This window comes from Microvirga sp. HS2, assembly GCF_055792805.1.
Window position 1 is genome coordinate 1 of sequence record NZ_JBVVAJ010000050.1, and the last position, 15,225, is coordinate 15,225.

General features: G+C 63.2%; 15 protein-coding genes and 3 pseudogenes. 11 read left to right on the top strand and 7 right to left on the bottom strand.

Annotated features, from left to right (window positions below):
* Window positions 1–75 precede the first annotated feature (75 nt).
* Together ACS5Q0_RS25215 and ACS5Q0_RS25220 are read right to left on the bottom strand one after the other, a co-directional pair.
* Entirely contained in the window at window positions 76–267 is a 192-nt protein-coding gene (locus tag ACS5Q0_RS25215) for a serine dehydratase beta chain (RefSeq protein ID WP_473129403.1), read from the bottom strand.
* Between the two features lie 748 nt (window positions 268–1,015).
* Window positions 1,016–1,816 carry an aldolase gene (locus tag ACS5Q0_RS25220; RefSeq protein WP_473129404.1) on the bottom strand — a complete coding sequence of 267 codons (801 nt, stop codon included), beginning with the start codon at window positions 1,814–1,816 and terminating at the stop codon, window positions 1,016–1,018.
* Window positions 1,817–1,962: 146 nt separating this feature from the next.
* Here ACS5Q0_RS25220 and ACS5Q0_RS25225 point away from each other — a divergent pair, with 146 nt between their 5' ends.
* Together ACS5Q0_RS25225 and ACS5Q0_RS25230 are read left to right on the top strand one after the other, a co-directional pair.
* A complete protein-coding gene (locus ACS5Q0_RS25225; RefSeq protein WP_473129405.1) occupies window positions 1,963–2,343 on the top strand; it encodes a hypothetical protein in 381 nt (126 codons plus the stop codon).
* A 34-nt stretch (window positions 2,344–2,377) separates the two neighbouring features.
* On the top strand, window positions 2,378–2,671 hold the full coding sequence (locus ACS5Q0_RS25230; protein ID WP_473129406.1) for a hypothetical protein: 294 nt from the start codon (window positions 2,378–2,380) through the stop codon (window positions 2,669–2,671).
* A gap of 793 nt (window positions 2,672–3,464) precedes the next feature.
* Here ACS5Q0_RS25230 and ACS5Q0_RS25235 read toward each other — a convergent pair.
* From ACS5Q0_RS25235 to ACS5Q0_RS25245, 3 genes are all read right to left on the bottom strand, one after another.
* Window positions 3,465–3,638, bottom strand: coding sequence for a hypothetical protein (locus tag ACS5Q0_RS25235; RefSeq protein ID WP_473129407.1), 174 nt, complete (start codon window positions 3,636–3,638; stop codon window positions 3,465–3,467).
* Between the two features lie 36 nt (window positions 3,639–3,674).
* On the bottom strand, window positions 3,675–4,616 hold the full coding sequence (locus tag ACS5Q0_RS25240; protein ID WP_473129408.1) for an NAD(P)-binding domain-containing protein: 942 nt from the start codon (window positions 4,614–4,616) through the stop codon (window positions 3,675–3,677).
* Window positions 4,617–4,976: 360 nt separating this feature from the next.
* Entirely contained in the window at window positions 4,977–5,429 is a 453-nt protein-coding gene (locus ACS5Q0_RS25245) for a DoxX family protein (RefSeq protein ID WP_473129409.1), read from the bottom strand.
* A 275-nt stretch (window positions 5,430–5,704) separates the two neighbouring features.
* On the opposite strand from ACS5Q0_RS25245, the gene ACS5Q0_RS25250 reads away from it, so the two are divergent.
* The 5 genes from ACS5Q0_RS25250 (at window position 5,705) to ACS5Q0_RS25270 (ending at window position 9,701) form a co-directional block, all read left to right on the top strand.
* The gene (locus ACS5Q0_RS25250) at window positions 5,705–6,520 is read left to right on the top strand and encodes a sensor domain-containing diguanylate cyclase (protein WP_473129410.1); all 816 of its coding nucleotides are present in this window, start codon (window positions 5,705–5,707) and stop codon (window positions 6,518–6,520) included.
* Window positions 6,517–6,678, top strand: coding sequence for a hypothetical protein (locus ACS5Q0_RS25255; protein ID WP_473129411.1), 162 nt, complete (start codon window positions 6,517–6,519; stop codon window positions 6,676–6,678). Before ACS5Q0_RS25250 ends, ACS5Q0_RS25255 begins: the two co-directional genes overlap by 4 nt.
* A 159-nt stretch (window positions 6,679–6,837) precedes the next feature.
* Window positions 6,838–7,725, top strand: coding sequence for a cation diffusion facilitator family transporter (locus ACS5Q0_RS25260; RefSeq protein WP_473129412.1), 888 nt, complete (start codon window positions 6,838–6,840; stop codon window positions 7,723–7,725).
* A gap of 48 nt (window positions 7,726–7,773) precedes the next feature.
* Window positions 7,774–8,301 carry a DUF305 domain-containing protein gene (locus ACS5Q0_RS25265; protein ID WP_473129413.1) on the top strand — a complete coding sequence of 176 codons (528 nt, stop codon included), beginning with the start codon at window positions 7,774–7,776 and terminating at the stop codon, window positions 8,299–8,301.
* A 5-nt stretch (window positions 8,302–8,306) separates the two neighbouring features.
* Window positions 8,307–9,701 (top strand): YVTN family beta-propeller repeat protein, encoded by a 1,395-nt coding sequence (locus ACS5Q0_RS25270; RefSeq protein ID WP_473129414.1) that lies wholly within the window; start codon window positions 8,307–8,309, stop codon window positions 9,699–9,701.
* A gap of 92 nt (window positions 9,702–9,793) precedes the next feature.
* Here ACS5Q0_RS25270 and ACS5Q0_RS25275 read toward each other — a convergent pair whose 3' ends face one another.
* Window positions 9,794–11,269 carry an FAD-dependent oxidoreductase gene (locus ACS5Q0_RS25275; RefSeq protein ID WP_473129415.1) on the bottom strand — a complete coding sequence of 492 codons (1,476 nt, stop codon included), beginning with the start codon at window positions 11,267–11,269 and terminating at the stop codon, window positions 9,794–9,796.
* 452 nt (window positions 11,270–11,721) lie between these two features.
* Between ACS5Q0_RS25275 and ACS5Q0_RS25280 the strand changes: the two genes are divergently transcribed.
* The 4 genes and pseudogenes from ACS5Q0_RS25280 to ACS5Q0_RS25295 form a co-directional block, all read left to right on the top strand.
* Complete coding sequence (locus tag ACS5Q0_RS25280) at window positions 11,722–12,024, top strand: hypothetical protein (protein ID WP_473129416.1); 303 nt, start codon at window positions 11,722–11,724, stop codon at window positions 12,022–12,024.
* Window positions 12,025–12,727: 703 nt separating this feature from the next.
* Entirely contained in the window at window positions 12,728–12,952 is a 225-nt protein-coding gene (locus tag ACS5Q0_RS25285; protein WP_473129417.1) for a hypothetical protein, read from the top strand.
* A 209-nt stretch (window positions 12,953–13,161) separates the two neighbouring features.
* Window positions 13,162–13,572: pseudogene (locus ACS5Q0_RS25290) on the top strand (PRC-barrel domain-containing protein); the annotation flags it as partial.
* Window positions 13,529–14,084: pseudogene (locus ACS5Q0_RS25295) on the top strand (ISKra4 family transposase); the annotation flags it as partial. The pseudogenes ACS5Q0_RS25290 and ACS5Q0_RS25295, both read left to right, overlap by 44 nt.
* Here ACS5Q0_RS25295 and ACS5Q0_RS25300 read toward each other — a convergent pair.
* Window positions 14,051–15,021, bottom strand: a pseudogene (locus tag ACS5Q0_RS25300) (IS630 family transposase). The pseudogenes ACS5Q0_RS25295 and ACS5Q0_RS25300 sit on opposite strands and share 34 nt — an antisense overlap.
* Window positions 15,022–15,225: the final 204 nt, after the last annotated feature.

The following is a 15,225-nucleotide window of genomic DNA, read 5'->3' on the forward strand; positions in this document are numbered from 1 at the left end:
CAGTGCGCTCGCGGCGGGTGAGATCGACAAGATAGCGCTTGAGCATGGGAGAGCCCTCCCTCAGATCCGCTCAGTTTACACCCCCTCGAACCATCCCGCAGCTCCCCTGTGGCAAAGGACTAGACCTGCAAGCGCGGCGCGCTTCGTGCCGTGGCCTTTGCCAATGGCGCTCAAGCTGCCGAACAGATGCGCCTTGAGGCCGATAGCTTGGCCTGCTGCGCGGCAGCTTCCGTCGCAGCTTGTTGAGCGCGGGCTTCCGGCGTCCACGTCGTTCCGGGTATTACAGCCGCCGCTCCAATCGCAGCGGTGCGCATGAAGAGCCTTCGGCGATCGATACCCGCTGGAGGATCCGATGGCTCAGGCAGTACTGGAAACAGATCGTCATTCCTGCTGGAATGACGCATGGGCTTGCCCTCCGGTGCGTGACACAAAACCGCCAGCCATCTCGCGGACAGCATTGTTCTCATTCTTTGATTAAGGGCCGAGTTTTCCTGCCCTTATGCATTGATGCTAGCTTCCCCGTGAGCTTGTACTTGATGCCTTGGGACAGGCCTTTAATAGTTTGGGCTAAGCCCTTGGTTTGTTCTTGGGGAAAGCTTCAACACGTCAAGCACCTGCCGCCAGTTCAGAAGAGCGGGCACCTGGAGATCCAACCTACCGTGGACAAATAGACGCCTCATCTTCCGTGGCGCCGGACATGCGTTGCACTAGGAGGAGCCGGAGCGTTTTGCGGCCGTTGTTGCTGGCTTCGTGGCCTCTATCGTTACAACAAGCCGGTGGAACCGGATCCGAGGGCACTCGATGTGACTTCCAACCTCGAAATAGGTCACGAAGGTCTCTGTCTTTCTCTCCTCCAGGCGGCCGGTTTGATTCCAAGGAACGTCTGAAACTGGCACGCCTGAGACCTAAGGTCGAAGGCAGCAATCCTCCTCGAACCCGACGTTCCGAGAACGCAGGGAAACTCGTTTCTTGACCTAGAGCAGCCCTTCACTCTCTCGGTTACCGGTACCTTATCTCAGGCCCGATATTCTGGCTCCTCAACATCCAGAGTGCGTCTGATCGAAGCCAAGTGCAGTCGGGCAGACTCCGGATCACCCTCCCGCATCTGACGATAAGCCGCCTCTGCAATCACCGGATCAACCGGAATAACCTTGCGCCCGGTCGCGAGCGCAAGGCACTGAACTTGGCACGCGCGCTCAAGATAGTAGAGGTCGTCCCACGCCTCCGCAATGCTCGGGCCCAGCACCATGACACCATGATGTTTCATGAACACGATGTCTGCAGCACCAATCGCGCCAGCGATGCGGTCGCCTTCGCGCTCATCCAAAGCAAGCCCGTTGTAATTCGTATCCACGGCAGTGCGGCCGTAGAATTTCAGAGCTGTCTGCCCGGCGAAGATGAGAGGATCCCCCTCGGTCATGGCAAGTGCGGTCGCATAGGGCATGTGGGTGTGAAAAGCCACCCTGGCGCGAGGGATCATCTTATGGATCCGCGCATGTATGTAGAAGGCCGTAGCCTCCGGCTGGCCTTCACCGGACACCACGTTCCCGTGGAAGTCGCAAATCAGCAGCTTGGAAGCTGTCAGCTCCCGAAAGGCGTAGCCGTAAGGGTTGACGATGAAGAGGTCATCATAACCCGGAACCAGCGCCGAAAAGTGGTTGCAGATTCCTTCCTCCAGACCGTATCGGGCCGCCATGCGGAAGCAGGCAGCAAGATCCGTCCTAGCCTGCCAGATGGGGTCGGAGCTCAGGTCGGGCTGGTTGGGACCAGCAGGAGCGCTAGGAGAGGTGCTGGCGGGCACGAACGAATGGGCCATTGGGAACTCCGAAGATCGAGGTGAGGGCAGGATCCGTGACAATTCCAACGAGTGCAGCCGCTGCCGGATGATCTCGGGGCGAAAGCTGCGTGAACTGGTGAACTAAATCTTGTGCGCGCGAACCGAACGGCCACGTTGTCATTGTCATGGTCGAGGAACTGCTCCTCGGTTCGGCCGCTTACGGCCACTGCAGACGAAGGAATGACAATGGCTACGAACAAGAAGGACGCTGCTTCACAACCCAGCAGGAGCCGGAAGGGGTCAGGAAGGTCGGCATCGAAGTCCGCCTCCCGATCTGCTGCCAAGACAGGAACGGCCGCTGCCAAGCGGGCGCAGCCCAAGGCTATGGCTGGCTCCCGGTCCGCGACGAAGTCGCAGGCTGTTCCCGCAAAGGCCCGCTCCTCCGCAGGATCGCGTACAGCAACACGCTCGACCTCCGGCGCGTCGAGGTCTCGGTCCACAACGCAGACCCGCTCGCGGTCACAGGGCAGCATGATGAATCCGATGGCCTGGCTCTCGACGCTTGAGACAACGCTCACCTCGCCACAGGCACGCGCTGTCATGGCTGAGGCCCTCAGAGCAGTCGCGAACGTGTTGGAGAAGCCGCAAGGCAGGGAGAAGGGGCAGGGCAGTGGAGCACAGGAGGGGCGGGACGCTGTGTCGGCCGCAGGGCGTCTTGGCGCCGAGATCGTTGCCGCTCCGCTGGAGGTAGCAGCGGCCGCCATCGGTGCCGCCGGCGAGGTCGTGACGAGCGCGCTCGGCGGTTCGGTGGGCGAGGACAGTGGCAGCGGCACTCGCCGGAAGGGCGCCAGGCAGTCCTCCGCGCGGAAGAGATCATCGGCAACCAGCGCTTAGCCCTATCGGATCATCGACCGGACGGGAAAGCAGGTCCTCCAGTACTAACCCGTCCGGCCGTCAAAAAACGCGACCCCAGCGCTTATGCCAATTTACGTTTGATCACGAACGCAAGGTCCAGAGCCGGCACGCCCCGGTCGTTTGTCTTGTGGCTGCTCAAGCCTCAAGTCCGGACGTTGCATGAGCTTTGAGGCGGCTCGTCGGGGAGCCGCCCCTGCGTTTAGATCTTAACCTGTTCTGCAATCAGAAGGGCATCGTCGACGTCGATCCCAGGATACCGCACGGTACTCTCGATCTTGGTGTGGCCGAGCAGGAGCTGGACAGCCCGGAGATTGCCTGTCCTTCGTAAATCATCGACGCTTTGGTCCGTCGCAGGGAATGGGTGCCGTAGGCCGACGGATCCAGTCCAGTCGCACGAAGCCAGGATGCCAGCAGGCGAGCATCCTGGCGCGTGGTCAAGGGTCTCGTTCGGTTGATTCTGCTCGAGAACAGCGGTTCGCCTTTGTGCGGGCCCTTCTTCTCGATCCAGCGCACCATAGCCGCGCGGGTCTGCTCAGGGCTTCTCGAACTGGACGGGCTGTCCTGTTTTTCGCTGCATCACCGTAGCTCGGGATCGCACCCACCCACTCTACCGATTGCGAAACCCGGCTGAGCATTCCTTCTAAGTTTTCGTCAGCTTACCAAGATAAGCCAGACGCCCCTTCCTTTGTGCCGATCTCCCGCTCGTGACCCATTTGAGACCTTCCCGGGTGCGCGAGATGGCTGCCGGTCTCGCGGGACGGGTGGTTCACACTCACACAAGGCCAAGGAAGGCCATGAGCTCGTCCGCGGCGGCGCGGCCGGCCCGGTTCGCCCCGATGGTGGAGGCGGAGGGACCGTATCCCACCAGATGCACCCTCGGGTCCTGCGCGACCTGCGTCGCCAGCCGCCCGGTCATGACGATGCCTCCGCCGGGCTCGCGCAGCATGAGCGGCGCCCGGTGCACCAGAGGATCACGTCTGCGCTAAGCGTGCTCCGGTCGGGCCAGCGCACCCTGTCCTCCGTGATCCCGCTGAACATCGGGCGCCGGTCCAGCACGCCACGCGCCCGCATCGCCGCGACGGCGGCAGAGACCGGGATCCCGGTGACCGAGACCACGGACGCGGGCGGCCTCGGCGTCGAACGGAGCGTCCCGGAACTCCGGAGGCCTTCGCGTCACCCAGGTGGTCGTGGTGACGCGCGAGACCTCATCGAGCAACTGGATCTCCGAGATGCCGGCGCCTACGACAATGACGTGCCTCCCCCTGAACTCCTCCGCTGTGCGGTAATCCTTCGTGTGCAGTTGCCCGCCCTTGAACCGCTCGGCCCCAGGGACGTCGGGAACGTAGGGGCCCTCCCAGGTTCCCGTGGCGTTGATGAGCCCGCGTGCGGAGACCTGGATCCGGTCCGTTTCGATCCTGAGGTGATCGCCCCTGTCGCAGACGACCTTCACCGTCACCGGGCGGTAGACGGGCAGGTTGAACCGCTTCTCGTAGGCCGCGAAATACTCCGGCACGGCGACGCTAGTCGGCACCTCCGCACTGTCCGTGCCGAGCGCCTCGGAAAACGCCATCCCCGGCAGGTCGTGGATGCGGTTGATGGTGCTCAAGGTCAGCGAGGGCCAGCGGTACTGCCAAGCACCACCCGGCCCCTGCGACCCGTCGAGCACCACGAAACCTTTATGCGGCGCTAGGCCCTGCCTCTTGAGATGGTAGGCCGCCGAGAGACCGGCCTGGCCGGCTCCGATGACGACGATCTGAACCTTGAGCGCGATGCCCGATGCGGCGGATTCCGGTGGAGTCGAAGACGTCAAGGGGCTGTCCATTGGCATGCCGGCTCCGCTCCAGTCCGAGCCCCCGCCCGCCGCCACATGGGCAGTGCGCTCGAGGAGCTCGCGTCCATGTCCTGGCTTTTTCCAGGGACGCATGCTGCTCGCCTCAGAGGAGCAGCGGAGCATACAGCAGGCCGATGGTACCGGTCAGCACCAGCACGGCAGCAATCGCCGCTGCGAGGGAGCGCTTGTCTTGGTTGCGGTCCATGTCCCTTCCTCGTCGATGGCACCCACGGCCAGCCTGTCTGAGTGCATCATCAGCGCCCGGCCCACCAGGGCGAGGGGCGCGACGATGCCGAAGGCGAGGGATGCAATGCGGGCAATCATCAGTGCCACCTCGTCGTACGTGATGAGCCCACCACGTGCTGGATCCTCATTGTGGTGGTTTCGGCACAAACTGCGGTGTGGACCCGCACGAACCTGTGCAGGACCACGGTCACCCGACCATCAATGCCGTCACAGTGTCGGCCGCGGCTCGACATCGTCAGGCGCGCCGTCCCGCCGGAACCATCGCGGCGAGAGGCTGAAGGCGCCCGGGCCGCTCACGAAGTAGAACAGCAGGCCGCCGACGATTGCGACGTTCTTGAAGAACTGCGTCTGCTGGGCCGCCTGCGCCTCCGCCGGAAAGGTCCAGAAGGCGTGGCCGATCAGGGTAGCGACGAGCGTGAAGGCAATCAGCAGCACTGCCGTGAGGCGTGGGACAACGCCCAGGACCAGCGCGATGGGTCCGATGATCTCCGCCGCGACGGCGAGCACAGCGAGCAGTCCCGGGAACGGCAGGCCATTGCCGGCCAGCATCGCGGCGAAGCCGGACAGGCCGAACAGCTTGCCGATGCCGGCCGGCAGGAAGAGGACGGCGACGGCCAGGCGGGCGGCGAGCAGCGCCACATCGTTTGTGCGGGTGGTCATGGGCTCTCCGTGATGTATCGAAAACAGGGGTGACGTCGCAGGGGGACGATGCGCGAAGCTGCAACGCAGCATCGCGGCCTTGTTAGCCCGTTGCCGCGGGATTTGGGGAGACACGATCGCGTGAGACAACGGCCTGGGCTGCGGATCTTGCTTTGCAAACTTGCAAGCCCGTGCGGCGGCCGGGGAACAAATGTGTGAGCGGACGATTCCGTACTGGACCCACTGCTTGCAGACTGGCAATGGCTAGGCGTCCATAGTCTCCTCCCGCAGCTCCGATGACCGTGTTCCTCTCCGATCCCGACGACGAGGCCCTCCGCTGCCTGGTGGAGGCGCTCACCGAGAGCGGCCAAGCTATCTCCCTCTATGATGCCGAGGATCGGCTGCGCTACGCCAACAAGACGTACCGGGACCTGTTCCTGGGCAGATATGACGGCCCCCTGACGTTCACCGACATTCTTCGGCATGCGGATAGGAACGAGCTGGGGGTGCGGATCAATGATGACATTCAGGCCTTCATCGCCCGAACCCTGCCGCGGCGTCGCAGCGCGCCCCGAAAGTCATTCGAGACCGACCTCGTCAATGGGCGGTGGTTCTGGATGGAGCACACGATCCTGCCGAACGGCTGGGTGCTCTCGGTCGGCTCGGACATCACCACGCTGAAGCACAATGAGAAGTCCCTGCGCCAAGCCCATGAGCCGGCCCTGCTCGCATCCCAGACCGATCCTCTCACCGACCTGCCGAACCGGCGCCACATCCTGGAGCACCTGGACGAGGAGCTTGTGGCGGACAGGCTGTCCGGCGCGGGTCTGTGTGTTGCCCTCATCGACATCGATCACTTCAAGGCCGTCAACGACACTTACGGGCACGACGCTGGCGATGCCGTGCTCCGGCACTTTGCCCAGGGCTGCCGCGAGAGGCTGCGCGAGCAGGACCTGCTGGGCCGGATGGGCGGCGAGGAGTTTCTGCTGGTGCTGCCGGGTGTCCGGCCCAGCGACGCCGTCGGTATCACCGACCGGGTGAGGGCTGGCTTCCCATCCGACACTCTCCCGGGCATCCGCATGAGCTGCGGTTCACCTTCAGCGCGGGCGTGACGGAAGCCCTGCCGCACGACGACCGGAGCTCCATTCTCGGCCGGGCCGACCGCGCCTTGTACGCCGCCAAGGCGGAGGGCCGGAACTGCACCCAGGTCGGCTTCGAGCCGGAGACATCGAGACCTGAAAGAGAGGCCCTGTCGAACCCGATCAAGTGAGGACGGATCACAACCGAACACACCTGCTCTTGCGAGGAATTTGCATGTAGAATCAAAGGCTAGCGGCGGACAAATGAATCCCGTAGAAGGGTCCATCCCTGTCATTTCCGGACCTGCCTCGCCCGACCCTCAGGCGGTCCCTACGTATTGAGTTCGAGCATGGACCGCATCCAGAAACTGGCCGCCGGAAGCATCGTCGTCGGCATCGCCGTCCTGGCCTTGAAATACGTGGCCTATCTCCTGACCGGCTCGATTGCCCTGTACTCGGATGCCCTGGAGAGCATCATCAACGTCGTTACCGCGGTCGTGGCGCTCCTGGCAGTGCGGACGAGCGCCATCCCCGCCGACGCGAACCATCCCTACGGGCACCACAAGGTGGAGTATTTCTCCGCCGTAGTTGTGGGCGTTCTGATCGTCGTGGCGGCGCTGGCCATCCTGCGCGAGGCCTACTTCGGGATCATGGCTCCGAAGCCCTTCACTGCCTCGATGGAGGGCCTCCTCGTCAATGGACTGGCGAGTGTCATCAATGCCGGCTGGTGCTGGGTGCTGATCCACCAGGGGCGGCGCTCGCGCTCGCCGGCGCTGGTCGCGGACGGGAAGCACTTGCTGACCGATGTCATCTCGTCCGTCGGTGTGCTGCTAGGCGTGATGCTGGCGGCGGCCACGGACTGGGCCATTCTCGATCCGGCGCTCGCGGCGCTGGTGGCGCTGAACATCCTGTGGTCGGGCTGGCAGGTCATGCGGGATTCGGTTGGTGGCCTGATGGACGAGGCGGTGCCGGAGAAAACCCTGAGCCACATCCGCGAGGTGATCTCAGCCAATGCCGAGGGCGCCTTGGAGGCGCATGACCTGCGCACGCGCCATGCGGGCAAGATGACCTTCGTCGACTTCCACCTGGTCGTGCCGGGGGAGATGCCGGTCTCCTCCGCCCACGACATCTGCGACCGAATCGAGCGGGCACTGAAGGACGAGGTCGAGGATGCGCTGATCACGATCCATGTCGAGCCGGAGCAGAAGGCCAAGCACGCCGGAATCGTGGTGCTCTAGCCTGAAGAGCATTGGCCCCTAACTCGGGAAGAGAGGACACTCTGGCCGGTGCTCGTCGCACCGATCCGCGTTACAGTCATTCGTGGCCGCCCATGCCTGAAGGAGCCTTGGCATGACCGGAAGCATCGTCGTGGCCTGACGCCCATGGGAGGCCTTGTCCCAACTCCACCGCTGTGTCTGCTTCAATGGGCGCTGCTGTTTGGCCTGGTGTGCGAGGCAGGCCAGGCCTGGGCGCAAGACATCCACTCCCATCAGCCGCCCTCCGCTCCGGAGCAGACCGCACCGGCCTCGGCTTCCCCGTCTTTTGACAGTCTGATGGCCCAGGCGATGAATCGCATGCATGCGGCCATGGCCGCGGTGCCACAGACAGGCCGGCCCGACCGCGACTTCCTGGCGGCCATGGTGCCGCATCATCAAGGTGCGGTCGACATGGCGAAAGCTGTGCTCCTCGTCACGACCGATCCGCGCATTCGCAACCTCGCGCAATCGATCATCACCGAGCAGCAGTATGAGATCGACCTCATGACCCGCCTACTCGCTGAGATGCCTGCCTCTTCCTCACCCCCGAAGGAGTAAGCCCGATGAAGCGCTTCGCCGTCCTTTGCTCTCTCCTCACGGCCTCGACAGTGGCGGTCGCTCTCCCGACGGAGAGCGACCGCGTCTACACCGCTGACCAGAACAGCAACACGGTCTCGGTGATCGACCCGGCGACTAACACGTTGCTCGGGCAGATCCGGCTCGGCAATCCGCGCCCGGACATCCTGAGCCCCCTCTACAAGGGCGAGGTCAACGTGCATGGCCTCGGCTTCTCGCCGGACCACAAGACCCTGGTGGCGGTTTCCACCGTGACGAACTCAGTCACCTTCATCGACACCGCCACGAACAAGGTGAAGGGGACTGCCTATATCGGGCGCAATCCGCACGAGGCGTTCTTCACGCCCGACGGCAAACAGGTTTGGGCGACGGTGCGGGGCGAGGACCATCTTGCCGTGATCGATGCCACAACTTACCGCGAAGTCGGCCGCATCCCGACCACCAGCGGGCCGGGCATGACGATCTTCGCGCCCGACGGCAAGCTGGCTTTCGTGTGTAACAGCTTCAACCCTGTGGTCGAGGTGGTGGATGTCGCCAAGCGCGAGGTCGTCAAGAAGATCCCGGTTGTCTCGCCGTTCTCGCCGTTCATCCAGGTCACCCCGGATGGCTCGGAGGTCTGGCTGACCCACAAGGATGTCGGCAAGGTCACGCGCATCGACACCAAGGCGCTTGAGGTGAAGGGCACCATCGACACGGGCCCGATCACGAACCATCTGGCTTTTGGCCAGAGCGAAGGGAAAACCCTCGCCTATGTCACCGTTGGAGGTGAAAACGCCGTCAAGGTCTTCACCCTGGAGGCTACACCCGCCCTTGTGAAGACGATCCCGGTCGGAGCCCTCCCGCACGGCATCTGGGCCTCGGGCGACGGCAGCCGAATCTATGTCGGGCTGGAGAACGGCGACGCCGTCGATGTGATCGACACATCCAAGAACGAGGCAACCGCGCGCGTTCCGGTCGGCCAGGCGCCCCAGGCGCTCGTGTTCGTGTCCGATGCCGTCCCGCAGGGAACGGACGGACGGGCCAACCTGACCCCGCGCCCCAGCGGGTCCGAGACTGTCAACATCGCCCTGAAGGCGCCGCAGGGGGGCGACGGGACAGGATATGTGGTCTCGCGCAATCTCGGGCTGGTCGACATCCTGGAGGTGAATGTCTCCCGGCTGAAACCGGACACGGTCTACGGCGTGTTCCTGGAGGGGCGGGATGCGCCAGTCGCCGTGTTGAAGACCAACGCCAAGGGAATGGGCATGGTCTCTGCAACGGGACCGACCCGCAAAATCCGACCTGGTCCAGCTGGCAGTTCAGCCGACAGCAATTCGCGGGTGATCGTCATCGAAGGTGAGGCGGCATCGGCCAGTGCTCCGCCTGTTCTCACCGGCGGGTGAGGCGACGCCCAGTGTCTGAAGGTGCCGCCGGCCCAAGGCACCGACCTTCATCAGGATGTTGGCGCGGGCGCGAGACGCCTTGGGCGGACGGATCAGATCTCCCGCGGCGGGAGCGGCTTGCGGGCCGGGCCGTGGATCACGGTTCCACCGGGTTCGAAGATCGAGCCGTGGCATGGACAGTCCCAGGTCCGGTCCGCGTTGTTCCAGGTGACGGTGCAGCCCTTGTGTGTGCAACTGGCCGACACCGCGTGAAGGTCGCCGCCATCATCACGCCAAACCGCAATCTTTTCGTCACCCTTTACGATGACCCCGCCTTCACCCGGAGCGATCTTAGCCACGTCATCAACAAGCGATTGCGTGTCGCCGCTCTCGTGGAAGTCCTTTGGGGTCGGACGATCCGGCTGGTAGAGCCGCCCCCACAACCGGGAGCCTGTCGCGATCTCATGGGCAATCGCCAGACCTGCCGCGGTGCCATTGCTGATGCCCCAGCCATTGAAGCCGGTTGCCACGTGGAAACCTGGGGACTCCTTCGAATCCGGCTGGCCGACATAGGGCATGCGGTCCGGGGTGTCGTAATCCTCGTTGCACCAGTGCCATGCCACATCACGGACAGGCAGATGGATGCGGGTCCAGGCCTCAAGGTCCTGGAAACGGCGGGATACATCCCCGTCCTGCCCCGTGTTGAAACGGGGGCCCAGCGCGATGATCAGCGGCCCGTCGGCATCGCGCCCGACGCGGAGGGAGTGGGTCGGATCGTCGATGCTGATGAACATGCCATCCACCGCCTCGGGGGCGTCGGTGCGGAAAGCCATGGCCACATGGCAGCGGGGCTGGGTGCGGTTAGCGTAGCCCACCGGGCTTTTGACGGTGATATTGGTGGCAACCACAACGTGATCGGCTTTCACTTGGCCTTTGCCGGTTCCGACCGACCATCGGCTGGCCGGCTCAAAGGTCATGGCCCGGCTCTGCTCGAAGATGCGTCCACTGCGAGCTTGGACTATCGTGCTGAGGCCAACGAGGTAACGGGCCGGATTGAATTGGGCCTGGTCCGGAAACTCCAGGGCTCCGGCGGTCTGGAAAGGCAGGGGAGCCTTGTCGAGCACGCGGACATTGAAGCCTAGTGCCCTTGCCGCTTCCGCCTCGGCGCGAATGTCCTCCATGCGACTCGGGTCGCAGGTGTAGGTGAAGGCCGACTTGGGCTCGTGATCGCAATCGATCCCCAGTGCCTTGATCCAGTCCTGTATCTTGGCGATGCCGCTGCGATTGGCCTCCGCATAAGCCTGGGCGATGTCACGCCCCGCCGTATCGATGAGGTGCCGGTAGATGAGGCTATGCTGGGCTGTGATCTTGGCCGACGAGCGCCCGGTGACCTGTCCACCGACCCGGCGGGCTTCGAGAACGACGACCGACCTGCCCGCCTCGAGGAGCGACAAGGCGGCGGTCAGGCCAACGATGCCGGCGCCAATGATGACCACGTCGCATGTCTGTTCACCCTCCAGTTCTGGAAAGGCTGTCCTCGGGGCGTTGACCACCCAGCAGCAATCGGCCTTTCCCGCCAGCTTCGCCATGGCAAATCTCCGTCAACGGGCTGGCCAGACCAGATGGCTGACCGCGTGGAGATAATGCTCACGCTTTCACATGGTTCTGGCCATGCGCAACATTGCGTCGCTGGCCCATGAACAGACCACGGTCCGTTCGATCTTGTGGCCGTTAGGGACAGGAGGTATCCTGCCGACAATGATCTACATGACCGAGATATCCATCAGGTCTTCTTCTCATCAACCGGGAAGTGATGGTGGTCAGCAAGGTTCATGTCGGACTCGATTCTTCCGGGAACGTCCGCAACTGCATTAACCTGGGCATTGTACAGAATGGCGCCATTTGAAGAGCCGCTCTGCTGTTCCTGTTCAGGCGCTATCGCTTGCCGGCTGCGGCTTTGACACACAGGTATATGCTCGGAACCGATCGCTTTTTGCGGTCGTTGCCGGGGCAGTGTGCAGCGTACCTGGGTCTTGTCTCAATGAACGATGTTCCCACCCCGGCGAGCCTAAGTGCGGTCCAGACCCGGATAGATGACATTGCCGATCAGGCTGCCGTTGAAGGAACCGCGCGCCTGAATGTGGACGATACGCTCGCCGCTCTGCCGTGGCCCTATCGTCGCCGCTTGGTGCTCACCCTGCAGAGCCTGCAAGCCTTCTCGCCCGATCCCGAGGTCCAGAGGGCGGCCGAGTTCTTTCAGCTGCAGGCTGCAAAGGTGTGGGCCGCCATGCCGTTTGAGGGCCATTCGGCTGCATGGTGCCCCACGAACCACGGTGCTCGTTGAGCCGGGACCACGTCGCGCAACGGCAACACGCGCCAAGAGGCTTGGGCATGATCGTCGGTAAAGGCTCCTGACGCTCGGTAAAGTTAGGTCGCGCTCCAGGGTAGCTCGGAAAGAAAAAGCATCCCATCAGAGGGGCTTTGATGGGCACCGGTCGTATGGGGCATATTAGAGCGGCGGTGTTCGTCGATGCGCTTGCGTCGCCTCAGTTCCACGTCGCTGCGGCATGGTCGTCCGCGAGAGGCTGATTGTCCGGGACGCGTACGAACGGCGGCTCTCTTGTCCGACGGGAACGCTGTTGAGGGAAGGGGAATTATTCTCTGGTCCAATTGTGGAGGCTATGATGAGCGTCAGAGTTCTTCCCGCAGCCGTGATGGTTTTGGCGGGGCTTATCCTCTCCGCTGCCGCAGCCGAGAGCACAGGATCCGAAGATCCGACCCTCGATACATCCTGGCAGCATCACCTCTGGTCCCAGAAGTTCGACACCGTCTCCGATCCGGAAACGACCGGGTCCATCGCTTCCCAGACCCTCTCGAGCACGGACATGAGCCGCCCAGACTGCGTTCCGGCGGGGCTGAAGTTCAGCACTCCGCCTCTTCCGGGTTGGCGGATCGGGTCTTGTTCATAGACCGTGGGTGAGCAGAGTTATGATGCAGCGCGCGCGACATTTCTTCGCCTTGTGAGACGATGAGTTGGAGGTGAACCCATGCACGTCTTTGGAGCCCTTGAGTTGGACATCAGGCCGGGAACTCCCGATGATCCCGCGTGCGTCAGGATTGCCCTCCTGCGTTATACCAGAGGCGAGGATGGCCGCCTGTTCATCACGCCGGAATGCGCCTCACTGGAAGAGGTTGAAGGCCAGATCAATTCTCTTCAGGACGAGCTGGACGAGATCCGCGAACGAGCCCGCCGCGCCTTCCAGGCCACGTAGATCCCATCTCATTTCCTGCGTTCTCTTGGCCCGTTATGCCAACTCAGGTCATCCAATCCTGGTTGGATTTCCGTGCGGTCGTATCCTCGGCCTCCGGCTCGATTGCAGTGACCGGGGCCGCCACATCGAACGCTGGCACGCCTTGCTGAGCCCTCAAGCAAGCCGGAACGGCCGCTCCAGTATGACGTTCCTCCTGGGAGGAGAGTACCATGCCGACGAAACTGCCCAATGAGAGACAACTCCGCGAGCCGGGCTCCATGGAGCTCGATCCATCCAGGGAGGGCGTGGCCATTGAGGAAACTCGGCGCCTGATCGCGTCCAGCAAGGTCGAGGGCACGCCAGTGCTCAACCGCGCCGGCGAGCAGCTTGGGACCGTGTATAACGTCATGGTCGACAAGATCTCGGGCCAGGTGGCTTATGTGGTGATGAGCTTCGGTGGCTTCCTGGGCCTCGGCGAGAGTTACCACCCGCTGCCTTGGCGGGCGCTGACCTATGACCCACGGCTCGGCGGCTACGTGGTGGACATCGACAAGGATCGGCTGGCCGATGCTCCGCGCTATGGAGCCGGCGAGGACCCGTTCACTGATGACGAGTATGGCGCCAGGGTCGATGCGGATCACGGTCCTGCGCTAGTTCGCCCAGGGCTTGGTGCACCATGACAAGGAAGCCCTGGCGCAGGCGATTGATGAGTTGCGCCGGATCAAGTGGTTCCTCTGGCACGGCAACACCTACCGAGCCAGTGAGGCTATCGATGATCTGCTTCTCGATCTGCAAGCTCTCGACAGTCGCTATCGCAACCTGCGCAAGTTCAGGACGACGATGCAGGAGTTTCGGGTCTATATCACCAGCAACGGGGCCAGTCTGATCAACTATGGCGAGCGCTACCGGTCTGGCGAGCGGATCTCCTCGGCCTTATGTCGAGGCGACGGTGAATGCGGTGATCAGCAAGCGCTTTGCCAAGAAACAGCAGAGGCAGTGGAGCCGGCGTGGGGCTCATCTGCTCCTGCAGACACAGGCCAGGACCTTGGATGGCTCGCTGCGTGCTGCATTCGAGCACTGGTACCCCGGCATGATGAACGGCTCTAGAGCACCGGACGATTACACGGACGCATATCCGGCTGCCTTGAGGTAGTTCCAACACTCTTGTGGCTCGAAGAGATCGCAGATGTCGCCGAGCGCTCGCCAGAGTGCATCAAAGGTTCGGGCCTCAGCCTTACGCAAGTGTGCTTTGATCTTGGCGAAGGCCTGCTCGATTGGGTTCATGTCCGGACTATACGGCGGCAGGAACAGGAACCAGGCCCCTCGTTGCTTCAGGCAATGGGCGACCTTCTCGCTCTTGTGAACCGCGAGGTTGTCGAGGATCACGACATCTCCGTCGCTGAGCGTCGGCGCCAGTTGCGTCTCGATGTAGGTGTCAAACGCAGACCGGGTGATCGGGCCATCGATCACCCAGGGCGCACTCAGTTCATGGCCCAGCAGGCCCGCGATGAAAGTATGGGTCTCCCAATGGCCGAAGGGCGCGCTCATGCGCAGCCGCTGGCCCTTAAGGCTGCGCCCGCGCAGACGCGTCATCTTGGTGTTGACGTAGGTCTCATCGAGAAACACCAGCGAGAAACACCAGGCGGTGCGGTTGCTCACGCATACGTGGCTGGCGGTGGCCTGCCCAGACCCGGCGCTCATCCCGCACGTCGGCGCGTGCGCACTCCGCCGCCATCAGGTGTTTTTTATACGTGAAGCCGCACCGGCCACAGGAAGCGCGACAGCATCGCCGGTGCTGCGACGACCCCGTGCTTGTCCAGCAGCCTTGCGGCGAGTTCGGGCATGGAGATGGCGGGCTCGGCCTCGACCGTTTGGATCAGAAAAGCCTCATAAGGCACCAGCTTACCGTGTCCCGGCGGGCGACCCTGACGGGCTGGCGCGAGGGAGCCGGACTGCCGCTGGCGCTGCATCAGCTTGATGGCGCAACTGTCACTGACCCCAAAGTGGCGGGCCGCCGCCCGGCAGGAATCGCCCGCCTCGACAAAGGCCGCAACCCTCACGCGCAGATCCAAGGAGAAGCTCTGGGTCATGATCCACCTCCTGTTCTCAGAAGGGAATCACACTCCAGCCCAGGCCGAAACCTCTTGAATCTGCCTTTCAGTCCGATGCTCTAACTGGAGCCACAGACAGACCGCAGCTTATGTGCCCATCCATAGAAACAGGCGACCAAAGCCGACTGCAAATTGGCGGTGTTCCCGAGACGCGCAGGTTCCCAAGCTGTGCGCGAGAGGCTG

Bases quoted from the DNA above. Each gene is read 5' to 3' on its own strand.
- ACS5Q0_RS25270 (WP_473129414.1), top strand. From the start codon at position 8,307: ATGAAGCGCTTCGCCGTCCTTTGCTCTCTCCTCACGGCCTCGACAGTG.
- ACS5Q0_RS25225 (WP_473129405.1), top strand. From the start codon at position 1,963: ATGGTCGAGGAACTGCTCCTCGGTTCGGCCGCTTACGGCCACTGCAGA.
- ACS5Q0_RS25280 (WP_473129416.1), top strand. From the start codon at position 11,722: ATGAACGATGTTCCCACCCCGGCGAGCCTAAGTGCGGTCCAGACCCGG.
- ACS5Q0_RS25235 (WP_473129407.1), bottom strand. From the start codon at position 3,638: ATGCTGCGCGAGCCCGGCGGAGGCATCGTCATGACCGGGCGGCTGGCG.
- ACS5Q0_RS25260 (WP_473129412.1), top strand. From the start codon at position 6,838: ATGGACCGCATCCAGAAACTGGCCGCCGGAAGCATCGTCGTCGGCATC.
- ACS5Q0_RS25240 (WP_473129408.1), bottom strand. From the start codon at position 4,616: ATGCGTCCCTGGAAAAAGCCAGGACATGGACGCGAGCTCCTCGAGCGC.
- ACS5Q0_RS25230 (WP_473129406.1), top strand. From the start codon at position 2,378: ATGGCTGAGGCCCTCAGAGCAGTCGCGAACGTGTTGGAGAAGCCGCAA.
- ACS5Q0_RS25285 (WP_473129417.1), top strand. From the start codon at position 12,728: ATGCACGTCTTTGGAGCCCTTGAGTTGGACATCAGGCCGGGAACTCCC.
- ACS5Q0_RS25220 (WP_473129404.1), bottom strand. From the start codon at position 1,816: ATGGCCCATTCGTTCGTGCCCGCCAGCACCTCTCCTAGCGCTCCTGCT.
- ACS5Q0_RS25250 (WP_473129410.1), top strand. From the start codon at position 5,705: ATGACCGTGTTCCTCTCCGATCCCGACGACGAGGCCCTCCGCTGCCTG.
- ACS5Q0_RS25245 (WP_473129409.1), bottom strand. From the start codon at position 5,429: ATGACCACCCGCACAAACGATGTGGCGCTGCTCGCCGCCCGCCTGGCC.
- ACS5Q0_RS25275 (WP_473129415.1), bottom strand. From the start codon at position 11,269: ATGGCGAAGCTGGCGGGAAAGGCCGATTGCTGCTGGGTGGTCAACGCC.